The 14,773-nt window shown below is 71.8% G+C and carries 14 protein-coding genes; 3 read left to right on the forward strand and 11 right to left on the reverse strand.

All coding sequences use genetic code 11. The features are described from left to right. The first annotated feature begins 113 nt into the window (after positions 1-113). Together ACIQ7D_RS35930 and ACIQ7D_RS35935 are read left to right on the forward strand one after the other, a co-directional pair. Complete coding sequence (locus tag ACIQ7D_RS35930; protein WP_403945214.1) at positions 114-1,010, forward strand: carbohydrate ABC transporter permease; 897 nt, start codon at positions 114-116, stop codon at positions 1,008-1,010. A 36-nt stretch (positions 1,011-1,046) separates the two neighbouring features. Next, positions 1,047-2,696, forward strand: a complete 1,650-nt coding sequence (locus ACIQ7D_RS35935) for a glycoside hydrolase family 13 protein (RefSeq protein ID WP_403945216.1) — start codon at positions 1,047-1,049, stop codon at positions 2,694-2,696. Positions 2,697-2,756: 60 nt separating this feature from the next. On the opposite strand, the gene ACIQ7D_RS35940 is transcribed toward ACIQ7D_RS35935, so the two are convergent. The 5 genes from ACIQ7D_RS35940 to ACIQ7D_RS35960 all read right to left on the reverse strand — a co-directional run bounded on the left by ACIQ7D_RS35940 (position 2,757) and on the right by ACIQ7D_RS35960 (position 8,229). After that, positions 2,757-4,109, reverse strand: a complete 1,353-nt coding sequence (locus ACIQ7D_RS35940; protein WP_403945217.1) for an MFS transporter — start codon at positions 4,107-4,109, stop codon at positions 2,757-2,759. Positions 4,110-4,206: 97 nt separating this feature from the next. Continuing rightward, positions 4,207-5,133: an amidohydrolase family protein gene (locus tag ACIQ7D_RS35945; protein ID WP_403945219.1), complete on the reverse strand. Its 927-nt coding sequence runs from the start codon at positions 5,131-5,133 to the stop codon at positions 4,207-4,209. 66 nt (positions 5,134-5,199) lie between these two features. Next, a complete protein-coding gene (gene ligK, locus ACIQ7D_RS35950; protein WP_403945221.1) occupies positions 5,200-5,883 on the reverse strand; it encodes a 4-carboxy-4-hydroxy-2-oxoadipate aldolase/oxaloacetate decarboxylase in 684 nt (227 codons plus the stop codon). Between the two features lie 26 nt (positions 5,884-5,909). Further along, complete coding sequence (locus tag ACIQ7D_RS35955) at positions 5,910-6,935, reverse strand: amidohydrolase family protein (protein WP_403945222.1); 1,026 nt, start codon at positions 6,933-6,935, stop codon at positions 5,910-5,912. A gap of 97 nt (positions 6,936-7,032) precedes the next feature. Continuing rightward, positions 7,033-8,229 (reverse strand): 4-oxalomesaconate tautomerase, encoded by a 1,197-nt coding sequence (locus ACIQ7D_RS35960; protein WP_403945224.1) that lies wholly within the window; start codon positions 8,227-8,229, stop codon positions 7,033-7,035. Positions 8,230-8,389: 160 nt separating this feature from the next. On the opposite strand from ACIQ7D_RS35960, the gene ACIQ7D_RS35965 reads away from it, so the two are divergent. Then, the gene (locus ACIQ7D_RS35965) at positions 8,390-9,070 is read left to right on the forward strand and encodes a GntR family transcriptional regulator (RefSeq protein WP_403945227.1); all 681 of its coding nucleotides are present in this window, start codon (positions 8,390-8,392) and stop codon (positions 9,068-9,070) included. A 347-nt stretch (positions 9,071-9,417) separates the two neighbouring features. On the opposite strand, the gene ACIQ7D_RS35970 is transcribed toward ACIQ7D_RS35965, so the two are convergent. From ACIQ7D_RS35970 to ACIQ7D_RS35995, 6 genes are all read right to left on the reverse strand, one after another. Beyond that, positions 9,418-10,278 (reverse strand): citryl-CoA lyase, encoded by an 861-nt coding sequence (locus ACIQ7D_RS35970; RefSeq protein ID WP_403945228.1) that lies wholly within the window; start codon positions 10,276-10,278, stop codon positions 9,418-9,420. Then, a complete protein-coding gene (locus ACIQ7D_RS35975; RefSeq protein WP_403945232.1) occupies positions 10,275-11,480 on the reverse strand; it encodes a CaiB/BaiF CoA transferase family protein in 1,206 nt (401 codons plus the stop codon). The genes ACIQ7D_RS35970 and ACIQ7D_RS35975 overlap by 4 nt, the downstream gene beginning before the upstream one ends. Further along, positions 11,480-12,238: an IclR family transcriptional regulator gene (locus ACIQ7D_RS35980; RefSeq protein ID WP_403945234.1), complete on the reverse strand. Its 759-nt coding sequence runs from the start codon at positions 12,236-12,238 to the stop codon at positions 11,480-11,482. The genes ACIQ7D_RS35975 and ACIQ7D_RS35980 overlap by 1 nt, the downstream gene beginning before the upstream one ends. 153 nt (positions 12,239-12,391) lie before the next feature. Then, complete coding sequence (locus ACIQ7D_RS35985; protein ID WP_403945236.1) at positions 12,392-13,303, reverse strand: NAD(P)-dependent oxidoreductase; 912 nt, start codon at positions 13,301-13,303, stop codon at positions 12,392-12,394. Beyond that, a complete protein-coding gene (locus ACIQ7D_RS35990) occupies positions 13,296-13,877 on the reverse strand; it encodes an RraA family protein (protein WP_403945239.1) in 582 nt (193 codons plus the stop codon). The genes ACIQ7D_RS35985 and ACIQ7D_RS35990 overlap by 8 nt, the downstream gene beginning before the upstream one ends. Positions 13,878-13,895: 18 nt before the next feature. Further along, complete coding sequence (locus ACIQ7D_RS35995) at positions 13,896-14,669, reverse strand: IclR family transcriptional regulator (protein WP_403945242.1); 774 nt, start codon at positions 14,667-14,669, stop codon at positions 13,896-13,898. Between the last annotated feature and the right edge of the window lie 104 nt (positions 14,670-14,773).

Here is a 14,773-nt window from a genome sequence, read left to right on the forward strand (position 1 = left end):
ATGATCATGCGAAGGCCGTCCGCCTGCCCGGCAAATCCCCTGACGAGTGAGCACGTACGACGCGACGTTCGAGGTCAGAGGTTAAACGTCAAGCTGAGAGGAACCGCACCGCCATGACCCGAGCCGCACCCGGCCAGGCCGTACGCACCCTCGTCTCCCCGCTCGCGCTCGCGAGCACCCGGGGGAAGGCGCTCTACTGGACCGTCTTCTGCGGTGTCGTCCTCGCCTTCGTCCTCGCCTTCCTCTTCCCCGTGTACTGGATGGCCTCCGGCGCCATGAAGTCCCCGGACGAACTGGTGCGGACACCGCCCACCCTGGTCCCCGGCACCTGGCACCTCGACGCGTACACCGACGCCTGGGAGCTGATGCGGCTCCCCACCCACCTGGGGAACACGGTGGTGCAGGCCACCGGCGCCTGGATCCTCCAGCTCGTCTTCTGCACGGCGGCGGCCTACGCCCTGTCGAAGCTGCGGCCCGCGTTCGGCACGGTGATCCTGGGCGGGATCCTCGCCACCCTGATGGTGCCCGCCCAGGCGCTGCTCGTACCGAAGTACCTGACGATCGCCGATCTGCCGCTGATCCACACCAGCCTGCTCAACGACCCGCTGGGCATCTGGCTGCCCGCCGTCGCCAACGCCTTCAACCTCTACCTGCTCAAACGCTTCTTCGACCAGATCCCGCGCGATGTGCTGGAAGCCGCCGAGATCGACGGGGCGGGCCGGCTCCGTACCCTCTGGTCGATCCTGCTGCCCATGTCCCGGCCGGTGCTCGCAGTGGTGTCGATCTTCGCACTGGTCGCCGTATGGCAGGACTTCCTCTGGCCGCTGATGGTCTTCTCCGACACCGACAAGCAGCCCATCAGCGTCGCGCTCGTCCAGCTCTCCCAGAACATCCCGCTCTCGGTACTCATCGCCGCCATGGTGATCGCCAGTATCCCGATGGTGCTGATGTTCCTGGTGTTCCAGCGGCACATCATCGCCGGGATCAGCGCCGGCAGCACCAAGGGCTGACCTGGACCCCTCACCCTCCCCGAAAGGAACCACCGCATGGAAGGCAGCCCGCCGGAGCCCGTCGACACCCTCTGGTGGCGCGGCGCCGTCATCTACCAGGTCTACGTACGCAGCTTCGCCGACGGCGACGGCGATGGCACCGGGGACCTCGCGGGGGTCCGGGCCAGGCTGCCGTATCTGGTGGAACTCGGCGTCGACGCGCTCTGGTTCACCCCCTGGTACCTCTCGCCCCTCGCCGACGGCGGCTACGACGTGGCGGACTACCGCACCATCGACCCGGCCTTCGGCACCCTCGCCGAGGCCGAGAAACTCATCGCCGAGGCGCGCGAGCTGGGCCTGCGCACGATCATCGACATCGTGCCCAACCACGTCTCCGACCAGCATGTCTGGTTCCGGGCGGCCCTCGCCGCGGGACCGGGCCGCCCCGAACGCGCCCTCTTCCACTTCCGGGCCGGGCGCGGCGAGCACGGCGAGATCCCGCCCAACGACTGGGTCTCCGAGTTCGGCGGACCGGCCTGGACGCGGCTCGACGACGGCGAGTGGTACCTGCACCTCTTCGCCCCCGAGCAGCCCGACCTCAACTGGGCCCACCCCTCGGTACGCCGGGAGCACGAGGAGGTGCTGCGCTTCTGGTTCGAGCGGGGCGTCGCGGGGGTACGCATCGACTCGGCCGCGCTCCTCGCCAAGGACCCGGCCCTGCCGGACTTCACCGCGGGCCGCGACCCGCACCCGTACGTCGACCGCGGCGAACTGCACACCATCTACCGCTCCTGGCGCGCCATAGCCGACCTGTACGACGCCGTCTTCGTCGGCGAGGTGTGGCTGCCCGACACCGAGCGCTTCGTGCGCTACCTCCGCCCGGACGAGCTCCACACCGCGTTCAACTTCAGCTTCCTGGCCTGCCCCTGGGACGCCGGCCGGCTGCGGGCCGCGATCGAGGCGACGCTCGCCGAACACGCGCCCGTCGGCGCACCCGCCACCTGGGTGCTCTGCAACCACGACGTGACCCGCACGGTCACCCGGTACGGGCGCGAGGAGACCGGCTTCGACTTCGCGGCCAAGGAGTTCGGCACCCCGGCCGATCACGGACTCGGCACCCGCAGGGCGCGCGCCGCCGCGCTGCTCTCGCTGGCCCTGCCCGGCTCCGTCTACCTCTACCAGGGCGAGGAACTGGGCCTGCCCGAGGCGGAGATCCCGCTGGACCGGATCCAGGATCCGATGCACGCGCGCTCGGGCGGCACGGATCCGGGGCGCGACGGCTGCCGGGTGCCGCTGCCGTGGACGGCGGACGCGCCGTACGCCGGGTTCGGCCCGGCCGGCGAACCGTGGCTTCCGCAGCCGGAGTTCTGGCCCTCGTACGCCGCCGACCGCCAGGCCGCCGACCCCGGCTCCATGCTCACGCTCTACCGGGAGGCCCTGCGGCTGCGGCGTACCGTCCCCGGCCTCGGGGACGGGTCGATGAGCTGGCGGGAGTCGGCGCCGGGCGTGCTGTCCTTCGAACGCTCCGGGACAGGGGACGTCTCCGGGGCCGGGGACGTCTCCGGGGCCGCGCTGATCTGCGTGGTCAACTTCGCCGCGGAGCCCGCCCCGTTGCCCCCGCACACGGAGACACTGCTCACCAGCGGCCCGCTGGCGGCGGGTCGCCTTCCCCAGGACACGGCCGTCTGGCTGCGCACCGCGCCCTGAGGGGCCGCACCGCACACGCCGCCGGTGCACAGCACACCGGCGGCGACGGGGCGGAGTGTGTCAGGCCGCCGCAGGGGTCTTCTCCGTCTGCGCGAGCCGGGCGGCCCGGGTCCTGGGGCCGAAGACCGCCAGGGCCACGGCGCCGAAGAGCCAGGTGCCGGCGATGAAGTAGAAGACGCTCCGGTACCCGGAGCTGTTGTAGAGGGCCGCGATGATCAACGGTCCGGCCGCGTTCGACAACCGACCGAGACCGTACGAGACCCCGGTACCCAGCGAGCGGCTGCGGGTGTCGAAGACCTCGGGCGAGTACGCGTACCCCAGCGCGGTGTAGCCGCGTTCGAAGAGGTTCACCAGGAAGCCGAAGACGACGATCAGGATCGGGTCGAAGGTGAGCCCGTAGAGAAGGCCGCAGAACGCGATGACCGTACCGAAGGCGACCAGACACCACTTGCGTTCGAAGCGGTCGGTGACCAGGGAGGCCAGGAAGGAGCCGAGCGGCGCGCCGACCGTCGTCAGGGCCACGTAGAACACCGACTTCTCGACGCTGAAGCCCTCCTTCGCCAGCAGCGTGGGCGCCCAACTGGAGTAGCCGAAAAAGCCGATGGTCTGAGTGACCCACACCACGGTGAGCAGCAGTGTCGGCGCCAGGTACTTCTTCTGGAGCAGCAGACGCAGAGTCGCCTTGGCGGCCGGCTCCTCGTCGACCGGGGGCGCGGGCTCGGGCAGGGGGCCCTTCTCCTCGGTGGCGCGGGCCTCCAGTTCGGTGAGGATCGCGTCGGCCTCGGCGTGCCGGCCCCTGCTCTCCAGCCAGCGCGGGGACTCCTTGAGGCCGCGGGCGAAGAAGATGAAGAGCAGACCGACCGAACCCCACAGGTAGACCAGCCGCCAGGACCAGTCGCTCAGCGGCACCACCGCACTGGCGATCAGATTGGTGACGGGCGTACCGCAGATGCCGATGACGATCGCGTACGCCTGGTACTTGCCGCGGAAGGCGGCCGGATAGATCTCGTTGACGTAGATGACCGCCACCACGGTCATCGCGGAGAGTCCGGCAGAGGTCAGCACACGGAACACACCGAGGGACACGATGTCCCAGGCGAAGACCGAGGTGAACGAGAAGACCCCGAAGAACACCGTTGTCAGGGTGAGCGCCTTCTTGCGTCCCCACCGGTCGGCGATGCCGCTGGCGATGATCGAACCGAAGAACATGCCGACGAAGGACAGGGAGGTGACGTAGGCCACCTGGTTCACGGTGACGCCCCACAGATTGATCAGCTTGGGCGCCGTGGTCGCGAAGCTGTTGATGTCCGCGAACTCGAAGAAGTAGGCGAAGGACACCACGAGCAGGGTGGTCTTGTGGAACCGGAAGAGCGGCAGGCGGTTCAGCCGGTTCAGCGCGTTGGAGTGGGACATGGGGGCCTCTGTCGGAGTGAGGAGAGCAAGAAGGAGTGGGGTCGAACGGGTCCAGCCGGCAGCGGTGACAATGGGTGGTGCGGTACGGGTACGGCCCTCAGCAGCCGGTGGACTCGCCGGGCCAGTAGAGCCGCGTCGGGTTCTCGACCAGCAATTTCCGCTGCTGGTCGGTGGTGACCGCGACCCGCGGGACGTAGTCCACGAGGAGCCCGTCGTCGGGCATGTGGCCGGTGAGATTGGGGTGCGGCCAGTCGGTGCCCCACAGCACGTCGTCGGGGAACTCCTCGACGACCCGGCGGGCGAAGGGCACCACATCGGTGTACGCGTGTCGCTCGCCGTCGAGCGCCGGGGGTCCGGTGACGCTCAGCCGCTCGGGGCAGCTCACCTTCACCCAGACGTCGCCGCGCTCGACGAAGCGCAGGAAGCGGCTGAACTCCGGGCCGCCGCAAGGGGCCGTCACATCCGGCCGCCCCAGATGGTCCACGACCAGGGGCGTGGGCAGTGAGCCGAAGAAGCCCTCCAGCTCCGGCAGGTCGGCGCTCTCGAAGTAGAGGACGACATGCCAGCCCAGCGGCGCGATCCGCCGGGCCACGGCGGCCAGTTCGTCCTGGGGCGCGGTGTTGACCAGCCGCTTCAGGAAGTTGAACCGTACGCCCCTGACCCCCGCCTCGTGGAGGCGGCGCAGCTCGGCGTCGGCGATGTCCGGGCGTACGGTGGCGATGCCTCGGGCCCGGCCGCCGGAGGCCAGGACGGCGTCGACCATGGCGCTGTTGTCGGCGCCGTGGCAGGTGGCCTGGACGACGACGTTACGGCTGACACCGAGCCGGTCGCGCACCGCGAAGAGCTGGTCCTTCCCGCCGTCGCAGGGCGTGTACTTCCGTTCGGGGGCGAACGGGAACTCTTCCTGAGGGCCGAACACATGGCAGTGTGTGTCGACGGTTCCCGGGGGGAGGGTGAAGGCGGGCCGGGACGGGTTCGGACACCAGTCCAGCCAGCCGGGGGACTTGGGGGCGCGCGTGCTCATCGGGACTCCGGTCGTACGGGTGCGGATGCGGGCGGACGGGGGACGAGGGCCGGTGCGGGCGGGATGTCAGTCGACGTAACGGAGACCGGCCTCCCGGAGCGGTTCGCGCATCGCGTAGAGGTCGAGGCCGAGTTCCCCGGCCGCGAACCGCTGCCGCTTCCCCTCCTCGTTGGCCTCGCGGACCCGGGACGCCTCGGCGACCTCCCCGGCCCGCTCGGCCGGTACGACGACCACACCGTCGACATCGGCGACCACCACGTCACCGGGGCGCACCAGCGCGTTGCCGCAGACGACCGGCACATTGACCGAGCCGAGGGTGGCCTTGACGGTGCCCTTCGCGTTGACGGCCCGGCTGAAGACGGGGAAGTCCATCTCCTCCAGGGCGGCCACATCGCGGCAGCCGCCGTCGATGACCAGCCCGGCGCACCCCCGGGCGCGGACCGAGGTGGCCAGCAGCTCGCCGAAGAACCCGTCCTCGGACTCGGTGGTGCAGGCCGCGACGAGGACATCGCCGGGCTGGAGCTGTTCGGCCGCCACATGCAGCATCCAGTTGTCGCCGGGCTGGAGCAGGACGGTGACGGCCGTCCCGTGGAAGGCGGCGCCGGGGTAGACGGGCCTGAGGTACGGGCGCATCAGACCGGTGCGGCCCATGGCCTCGTGGAGGGTGCTGACACCGAACGGCGCGAGGGCGTCGACGTCCCGGCGGGGGGCCCTGGTGATGTTCCGGTGGACGACTCCGAGTGTGTACACGATCGTGTGGTTCCTTCCGGCTCGGGTCAGCGTCCCTGCCGCTTCAGCAGGGCGTCGAGGCGTGGGTAGACGGAGCGCGCGTTGTGTTCGCAGAGGTCGGCCAGTGTCTCCGGGGACAGCCCGGCGGCCGTCAGATAGCGGTGGGTGTCGTCGAAGTGGTGGCCGGTGTCCGGGTCGACACCGCGGACGGCGCCGATCATCTCGGAGGCGAAGAGGAGGTTACGGGCGGGGACGACGTCGAGGAGCAGATCGATACCGGGCTGGTGGTAGACACAGGTGTCGAAGAAGACGTTGCCCAGCACATGCTCGTCGAGCGGCGGCCTGCCGAGCGCCGCCGCCAGCCCCCGGAAGCGCCCCCAGTGGTACGGGACGGCGCCGCCGCCGTGCGGGATGACCAGCCGCAGGCCGGGGAAGTCGGTGAAGAGATCGCCCTGGACGAGCTGCATGAACGCCGTGGTGTCGGCGTTGAGGTAGTGGGCGCCGGTGGTGTGGAACGCCTGGTTGACGCTCGTACTCACGTGGATCATCGCCGGGATGTCGTACTCGGCCATCTTCTCGTAGACCGGGTACCACGAGCGGTCGGTCAGCGGGGGCGCCGTCCAGTGGCCGCCGGACGGGTCGGGGTTGAGATTCAGGGCGACCGCCCCGTACTCCTCCACACAGCGGACCAACTCCGGGACACAGGTGGCCGGGTCGGTGCCGGGGGACTGGGGGAGCATCGCGGCGGGGGCGAAGCGGTCGGGGAACAGTGCGCAGACCCGGGCGATCAGCTCGTTGCAGAGGGCCGCCCACCGGGCGGAGGTGCGGAAGTCACCGATGTGGTGGGCCATGAAGGACGCCCGAGGGGAGAACACCGTCAGGTCGATGCCGCGCTCGTCCATCAGCCGCACCTGGTTGTCCTCGACGCTCCGGCGCAGCTCTTCGTCGCTGATCCGCAGCTCGGCCGGGTCGGGCGCGAGCGCGGGATCGGTGAGTCCGGCGATCTGCCGGTCGCGCCACTCCGCCAGCGCCGGGGGCGCGGTGGTGTAGTGGCCATGGCAGTCGATGATCATCGCTGCTCCTCCTGGGGCTGGTTCAGGTCGTTCGGGTCGTTCGGGTGGATCTTCGGGTGGATCTCGGGTGGATCCTTCGGGGGATTCTTCGGGCGGGTCAGAGCCGCTGGTGGCGGAAGGCGCCGTGGGGGACCAGGACATCGCCGGCCATGATCAGCCGTGCGGTGCGCACCAGGGCGGACCGTGTCACACGGCGCGGGGTGTCCTGGCTCAGACCGAGTCGTACGGTGAACTCGCCGGCCGGATGTTCCACCGACACATCGACGTCGGTGCCCGGCGGGATGTCGGCCAGTTCGGCGGCGACCGATCCGTCGAGCACACAGGCGGTGGCCGCGGTGACGGCGGCGAGCACCCCGATCGAGCCGTGGCAGACATGCGGGATGAAGCTGCGGGTGGTGATCGTGCCGCCGTGCGCGGGCGGGGAGACCAGGGTCATCTTGGGGTAGTTCTTCGCGGTCACGTCGCCGAGCCCCATCAGCGCGCCGCAGACCAGCCGCAGCGCTTCCAGGCGCTCCTTGAGCTCGGTGTCGGCGTTCAGCGACTCGATGGTTTCGTGGCCGGTGCGTCCCAGGTCGGCCGCGTTCACGATCACGAGCGGCTGCCCGTTGTCGACGCAGGTGACGTCGACGGGGCCGATGCCCGGGGCCTCCACCCGGTCGCGGACGTTCCCGGTGGGCAGCAGAGCGGAGCACACCGAGCCCTCGGTGTCGAGGAAGCCGATGGTGACGGCCGCCGCGGTGCCCGGTACGCCGTCGATGGCCGTGTCACCGGCGTATCCGACGTACCGTCCGGCCGGTATGCCGTTCCCGGACGGTTCGGCCGACGGGGTACGGATGGAGATCTCGGCGACCAGGCCGGTGTTACGGGTGAGGACGCGGGCCGTCGTGGTGTCGCCGTCCGGGACCAGCAGACCGGATTCGACGGCGAAGGGGACCACGGCCGCGAGCATGTTGCCGCAGTTCGCCGTGGTGTCGACAAGATCGCTGCCGGGCTGCATCTGCGCGAACGTGAAGTCGAGGTCGATGTCGGGCCGGCTGCCGGGACCGACGATGCCGGCCTTGCTCGTCAGGGGGTTCGCCCCGCCCAGTCCGTCGATCTGGCGCGGGTCGGGCGATCCCACGGCCGCCAGGAGGACGGAGTCCCGGGCGGCACGGTCCGCGGGCAGGTCGGCGGAGCGGAAGAACGGTCCGCGTGAGGTGCCGCCGCGCAGGAACCAGCAGGGGACGGCGGTCTGGCCGGCGTGGGTCCGGGGGCGGGGAGCGGAGGCGGCTTCGGCCGCCGTGGGCTGCGTCATTGCGTTCCCTCCGTGCGATTTCGCTCGCCAACCTAACCGTCGACCAGATTGTTGACAATATGCTTGACGAAAAAGTTTCAGGCGTTGTTCACGTGCCCCGTGACGCCCCATAGACTGCGGTGCGACGGGGACGGACGGTGGACCGGGGAAGGCGGTAGGCGTGGCGCAGAAGCAGGTCACCGGGCAGGCGGGCCGGAGTGCGGTCGGCGCGGGCATCCGGGCGGCGCTGGCCACGGGGGACATGGTCCCGGGGCAGCGGCTGATCGAGCAGGAGCTGTCCGAGACGTTCGGGGCCACACGCAGCTCGGTCCGTGAAGCGCTCCAGGACCTTGCCGCCGAAGGGCTCGTGGAGCTGATCCCGCGCCGGGGCGCCCGCGTCCGGGTGATCCCGGTGGAGGAGGCCGTCCAGATCACGGAGTGCCGGGCCTCGCTGGAGGGCCTGTGCGCCCGGCGCGCCGCCGAGCGGGCCACCACGGCGCACCACGAGCGTTTGCTGGAGATCGGCGCGGGGATGCGGGCCGCCGTGGCCGGCGGTGAACTCGACACCTACTCGGGGCTCAACCGTCGCCTGCACGACCTGGTCGCCGAGGTGAGCGGGCAGGACGTCGCGAAGACGCTGCTGGAACGGCTGAACGGGCAGATGGTCCGCTACCAGTTCCGGCTCGCGCTGCGGCCGGGCCGCCCGACGCGGTCGCTGCCCCAGCACCTGGCGATCATCGACGCGATCGTGGCCGGTGACCCCGAGGCCGCGGAAGCCGCGGCGAGGGCACATCTCGACAGCGTCATCGAGGAGTTGGGGGCGACCCCGGACCGGGGCCGCGAGGAGTCCCGTACCGCCTGAGAAGCGGTACGGCGGGCACCGGGGCCTGCCGGCCGACCGTCAGGGACAAGACGCGTACGTCCCGGCCACCGGCGCCGGGCCTCGTACGACCCGGCCATCGGCGCCGGGCCTCGTACGACCCGGCCATCGGCGCCGGGGCCCGTACCGCCCGGTCGTCAGGGCCGGCGCGGGCGCCGGCCGCTCCCACTCCTCGTCCGGTATGGACCCCTCGTCCTTGGCCATGCTGCGGCCCCGCCCCCTCACGCATGCCCGGTCACGCCTGGACCGGTCGGCATCCCCGCATCATCACACAGGCCACTGACACCCCCGCCCACCCCAAGTCCCGCCGTCCCCCGGCCCGTCGGCGGTCAGGCACCGCGGTCCGGGTGGCGTTCCGGCGGGCCGTGGTAGCCCGCGAGGAGCTGGCGGGGCAGCGGTCCCTTGATGCGGGCCCCGTTCTCCGTCTCCTCCCAGGCGTGGGCGAGGATGCCCACACTGCGGGAGAGGACGAACAGGCCCCGGCCGAGCTGCGGCGGGAAGCCGAGTTCCGCGTAGATGATCGCGGTGGCCCCGTCGATGTTCATGGGCACGGGGCGGTCCCGGCCCGCGGCGAGCGCGGCTTCGAGGGACAGTCCGGCGGAGAGCGCCAGGCCGGGGACCTCGCCGGCGTCGGTGGCCTCCTGTACGAGCGCGAGCAAGGGGTCCCGCCGGGGGTCCCGGGGGTGGAAGCGGTGGCCGAAGCCGGGTAGGTAGGCGCGGCGACCGCGGTACTCGGCGACGATGTCGGAGGCCTGTTCGCCGTCCGTCACCCGGCGCAGTACCTCCATGCACTGCTGTCCGGCCCCGCCGTGGACGTCCCCGAGCAGACCCGTGCCGGTCGCGACGGCGCTGTTCAGCCCGACACCGCAGGTGGCAGCCATCCGGGCCGCGGCGATCGACGGGGCCTGCGGCCCGTGGTCGACGGCGGCGACCAGGGCGGCCTCCAACAGGCGTCCCTGGACAGGGGTGGGCAGTTCGCCGCGGAGCATGAGCCAGATCTGTTCGGCGAAGGTGACCCGGCCGATCAGCTCCTCGACCGGGTAGCCGCGCAGCCTGATCTCGCCGGGCCTGATCTCGCTGACCGCCGTGGACCACCAGTCGGTGACGGTGCGTTCCGCGATCATCGGCTCGCCCCCGTCCGCCGTCTCCCGCGCCGGTCCGCCGCTCGCCGGTACCGCTGTGCCGGTCACACCGCACCTCCTTCGCGCAGCGCGGCGATCTCCACCGGGGTGTAGCCGAGTTCCGCCAGTACCGTGTCGGTGTGTTCTCCCAGCAGCGGTGGGGGCGAAGGGGCGGCGGCCGGTTCGTCGTCCACCCGCACCGGGCTGCCGAGGACATGCAGGGAGCGCTCGCGGCCGTCGGGGAAGGGCAGGTCGTGGACGAAGCCGCGGGCCGCCAGGTGGTCCAGGCCCAGGGCGTCCGGCACCGAGAGCACCCGCGCCGCCGGTACCCCGGCGTCGGACAGGATCTCCTCCCACTGCGCCGCCGGCCGGGCGGCGAGCCCCTCCTCGATCGCGTCGCGCAGGGCGTCGCGGTGTGTCTTGCGGTCGGCGGGGTGCGCGAAGCGCGGGTCGGTCGTCAGCTCCTCGCGCCCGATGAGCCGGCACAGGGTGGTGAACTGCTGCTGCCGGTTGGCCGCGATGTTGAGATGGCCGTCGGCGGTACGGAAGGTGCCCGAGGGGGCCGCGGTGAAGTTCTCGTTGCCCATGGGCTCCGGAACCCGCCCGCTGATCAGGTAGTTGGACGTGACCCACCCCATGGCGGTGAGCGCGGACTCCAGCATCGAGACATCGACGAAGGCGCCCTCCCCGGTGCGGCCACGCCGGACGAGCGCCGCCGCGACCGCGTAGGCCGCCGCCATGCCGCCGAGTGTGTCGGCGACGGGGAACCCGGCCCGCAGCGGCGCGGTCCCCGGGGTGCCGGTGACGCTCATCATCCCGCTCAGCCCCTGGATGATCTGGTCGTACGCCGGGCGGTCCCGCAGCGGGCCCGTCTGCCCGAAGCCGGAGATCGCGCAGTAGACGAGCCGGGGATTCTCGGCGCTCAGTGTCTTGCGGCCGACGCCGAGCCGGTCCATCACACCGGGCCGGAAGTTCTCCAGCAGGACGTCCGCCTCGCGCACCGCGCGCAGCAGCGCCGCCCGCCCGTCCGGGTCCTTCAGATTGAGGGTGAGGGAGCGCTTGCCGGCGTTCTGTGCCAGGAAGGAAGCCCCCAGCAGTTCTTCCCCGAGAGCGCGGTCGGCGCCCAACTGGCGTGCGAGATCCCCGGATTCGGGTATCTCGACCTTGATGACATCGGCGCCGTGCAGCGCGAGTTGATAGCCGGCGAAGGGGCCGGCGAGGACGTTGGTCAGATCGAGGACCCGGACGCCCTCCAGGAGGGGAGTCGTCATCAGGCGGTGCCTCCGATGCAGTCGAGCGCCGTGAGAGCGCGTGCGGTGTCCAGCAGGGCCGGGGTGAGACCGGCGACGGCCTCGTCGGTGAAGCGGGTGGTCGGGCCGCCCAGTGCGACCGCCGCGGTCAGCCGGCCCGACGTGGCGAAGACCGGGGCCGCGACACCGGAGACGCCCGGCTCCCGTTCCCCGTGGCTGACGGCCATACCGTCCTCGGCGGCCTTCCTGGTGTGCTCCCAGAGCCGCGCGTCCCGGTCGCCGTCCGGTGCGAGGGAGGCCACCGCGGCGACGTCGGCGCGGTCCGCGCGGGAGAGGAGGACATGGCTCGCGGCCCCCGACCACAGCGGCATCTCCGCCCCGATACGGACGACATGGCGCAGGGTGAGGGTGCCTTCGTGGCGGGCGACGCATACCCGGGTGTTCTGCTGGCGGACGTAGACCGAGGCCGTCTCGCCCCCGCTCGCCTCGCTCAGCGCGGCGAGGCGGCGCAGCGCTTCCTCCGGCAACCGCCAGGTGCGGCCCGCCAGTTCGGCCCATCTCAGTAGCCCGGTGCCGGGCACGAGCCGGCCGTCCCCCCGGCTCCAGAGCAGGCCGCACTGTTCCAGCGTGTGGACCAGCCGCACCACGGTGGTCTTCGGCAGTCCGGTGGCGTCGACCAGTTCGCGTACGGGCCGGCTGGGATGCTCGGCGTCGAAGAGGGCGAGCAGGTCCACCGCGCGCTGCACACTGCGGACGCCGCCGGTGTCGGATTCGGGCATGCCGTCTCCCTCGTGTCTCGGTGTCCCGGCACACGGCGAGGCGGACACCTCGCCGGTGAGTGGGCCGCGCCATCACACCATGGAACCATCCAGCGGCACAAGCGAACCGCCTGGTGGTACGCAGTGGTGTGAGGGCGCACACTTGGCGCCGGGTCAGATGATGTGGGCGATGATGTGGTCGGCGGCCTCGGTCGCCATCCGGCGCAGCGCCTGCGCGGTCTGCGCGCCGGTGTGCGGGGTGATGACGACCGACGCCTCGTCGCGCAACGGGTGGTCGGACGGGAGCGGTTCGACGGTGGTGACGTCGAGGCCGGCGCCCGCCAGATGGCCTCGGCGGACCGCCGTGAGCAGCGCGGACTCGTCGAGGATGCCCCCGCGCGAGGTGTTCACCACCACCGCGCCCCCGGGCAGCGCCAGCAGCTCCGGCAGGCCGATGAGGCCACGGGTCCCCTCGACCAGCGGAACGTGCAGGCTGAGGTTCTCGGCCAGGGACAACAGCGTGGGCAGATCCACGGGTTCGACGCCGGCGTCCGTCATGACGGACGCCGGCACCATCGGGTCATGGGCCAGGACCCGCATCCCGAACCCCCGCCCGGCGATCGTGGCGACCTCGCGGGCGATACGGCCGAAACCGACGAGCCCGAGCACCGCACCGCCCAGCTCCCGGCCCTGGATCGCGGCACGGGTGTCCCCCTCGTCGCGGACCGCGATGCCGATGCCCCGGCGTACCGCGAGCAGCAGCGCCACGGCGTGCTCGGCGACGGACCGGCTGTTGGCCGTCGGGGTCGTGGTGACGGTGATGCCCAGCTCCCGCGCGGTGTCGACGTCCACGGTGTCGAGGCCGACCCCGTGCCGCGCCACGATCCGCAGGCGGGGCGCGCGGCGCAGCATCGCGCCGTCGACGCGCTCGGTCCGCAGCAGGATGGCGGCGACCCGTTCGTGGACCTCGTCGAACGTGGCCCCCTCGGCACCGTATCCGGGACGCACCTCGGCGTACGGGCGCAGCCGGGCCAGGGCGTCGTCGTGGACCGGCCGCGGGATCCAGACGAGCGGGCGCTCAGTCACGGGGCACCAGCTTCCGGTTGGCCGCCCGGCGTTCGGCCTCGCCCTCGATGAGCCGGTGCGTCCGCGCGACGACGTCGTCGACCTCCCCGGCCGGGACGACCGCCACTCCGTCGTCGTCCCCGAGCACCCAGTCCCCGGGGACGACCGGCACCCCGCCGACCGCGACCGGGACGGCCGTGCGGTACGGACCGGTCTTCCACGGCCCCGCCGGTGTGACGGCGCGGGCGAACACCGGGACACCGAGCCGCGCCAGTTCGACGACGTCCCGGGCGGCGCCGTCGAGCACGATCCCGCCTATGGCCAGTGCCTTCGCCTTCTGCACCACCAGCTCACCGATCAGCGCGCGGGTCGCGTCCCCGCCGCCGTTGACGACGAGGACCTCCCCGCGCCTGATCGTCTCGAACGCCGCGTGCAGGCCTTGGTTGTCGCCCGGCCGTGTCCACACGGTGAACGCGGGTCCGGACAGGACGGCGCCCGGCCACAGGGGGCGGATGCCGTCGGCGACGCCGAACCGGTCCATCGCGTCGGACACGGTGGCGACGGGGAGCGCCCCGGGGGGCGGATAGTGGTGCACGGTTCTCCTTCGACGAGGTCAGTACAGTGCGGGCGGCAGACCGGTGCGGGCGATGTCCTCGGCGCAGCGGCGGACCGCGTGGACGAAGCCGGGGATCTCCTCCTCGGTGAACCGCACGGTGGGACCGCCGACGGCGAGGACCGGCGGACGGGCCGGGGCGTCGCCGCCGGGGAACGGGACGGGAACCGCCAGGCCGCTGTTGCCCGGCTCGCGCTCGCCGTGGGTGACGCACCAGCCCCGCTCGGCCGCGGCCCGCGTCCCCGCCCGCAGTGCCTCGGCGTCACCGCCCCACTCCTCGGCGATGGCGGCGATGAGCGACTCACGCTCCCCGGGCGGTTCGAGGCTGAGCAGCACGTACGCGGCGGACCCCACGGACATCGTGAGCGCGTCGCCCGGCTCCACCACATGGCGCAGGGTGCTGGGGCTGGGGGCCTGGCCGACCACGACGCGCCGCGTGCCCTGCCGTACGTACAGGCTCACCGTCTCCCCGGTCTCGGCGGCGAGGGCCCGCATCCGCGCCAGTGAGGCGGGCGGCACCGTCCAGGCCGTGTCGGCGAAGGCGGCGAAGGCGATCATGCTGGTGCCGACCCGGATCCGGCCGTCCGTCCCGTACTCCACCAACTCCTCCCCGGCCAGCGTCTCCACCAGCCGCAGGACGGTGGTCCTCGGCAGGCCCGTCTCGCGGACGAGGTCGGTCAGTGTGAGTGACATACGTTCCGGTGTGAACGCGCGCAGCACCTGCCACGCCCGGCTCACGGCCCGGATGCCGCCACCGTCGGTCGTCGGGGACATCGGTTTCCCTCTCTTCGCCGTGTCGTCTCCATTGCTTCGTCCCGTAAATGATGTTTACCATCTGGCGGTCATTAATATCCACCAGATGGACACACTGGGGTAAC

The sequence above is a fragment of the Streptomyces sp. NPDC096310 genome (assembly GCF_044763125.1).
Classification (GTDB): Bacteria; Actinomycetota; Actinomycetes; order Streptomycetales; family Streptomycetaceae; genus Streptomyces.

Excerpts from the sequence above, each read along its gene's own strand:
- ACIQ7D_RS35945 (WP_403945219.1), bottom strand. The coding sequence starts at position 5,133 with ATGAGCACGCGCGCCCCCAAGTCCCCCGGCTGGCTGGACTGGTGTCCG.
- ACIQ7D_RS35940 (WP_403945217.1), bottom strand. The coding sequence starts at position 4,109 with ATGTCCCACTCCAACGCGCTGAACCGGCTGAACCGCCTGCCGCTCTTC.
- ACIQ7D_RS35935 (WP_403945216.1), top strand. The coding sequence starts at position 1,047 with ATGGAAGGCAGCCCGCCGGAGCCCGTCGACACCCTCTGGTGGCGCGGC.
- ACIQ7D_RS35980 (WP_403945234.1), bottom strand. The coding sequence starts at position 12,238 with ATGCCCGAATCCGACACCGGCGGCGTCCGCAGTGTGCAGCGCGCGGTG.
- ACIQ7D_RS35975 (WP_403945232.1), bottom strand. The coding sequence starts at position 11,480 with ATGACGACTCCCCTCCTGGAGGGCGTCCGGGTCCTCGATCTGACCAAC.
- ACIQ7D_RS35955 (WP_403945222.1), bottom strand. The coding sequence starts at position 6,935 with ATGATCATCGACTGCCATGGCCACTACACCACCGCGCCCCCGGCGCTG.
- ACIQ7D_RS35995 (WP_403945242.1), bottom strand. The coding sequence starts at position 14,669 with ATGTCCCCGACGACCGACGGTGGCGGCATCCGGGCCGTGAGCCGGGCG.
- ACIQ7D_RS35930 (WP_403945214.1), top strand. The coding sequence starts at position 114 with ATGACCCGAGCCGCACCCGGCCAGGCCGTACGCACCCTCGTCTCCCCG.
- ACIQ7D_RS35960 (WP_403945224.1), bottom strand. The coding sequence starts at position 8,229 with ATGACGCAGCCCACGGCGGCCGAAGCCGCCTCCGCTCCCCGCCCCCGG.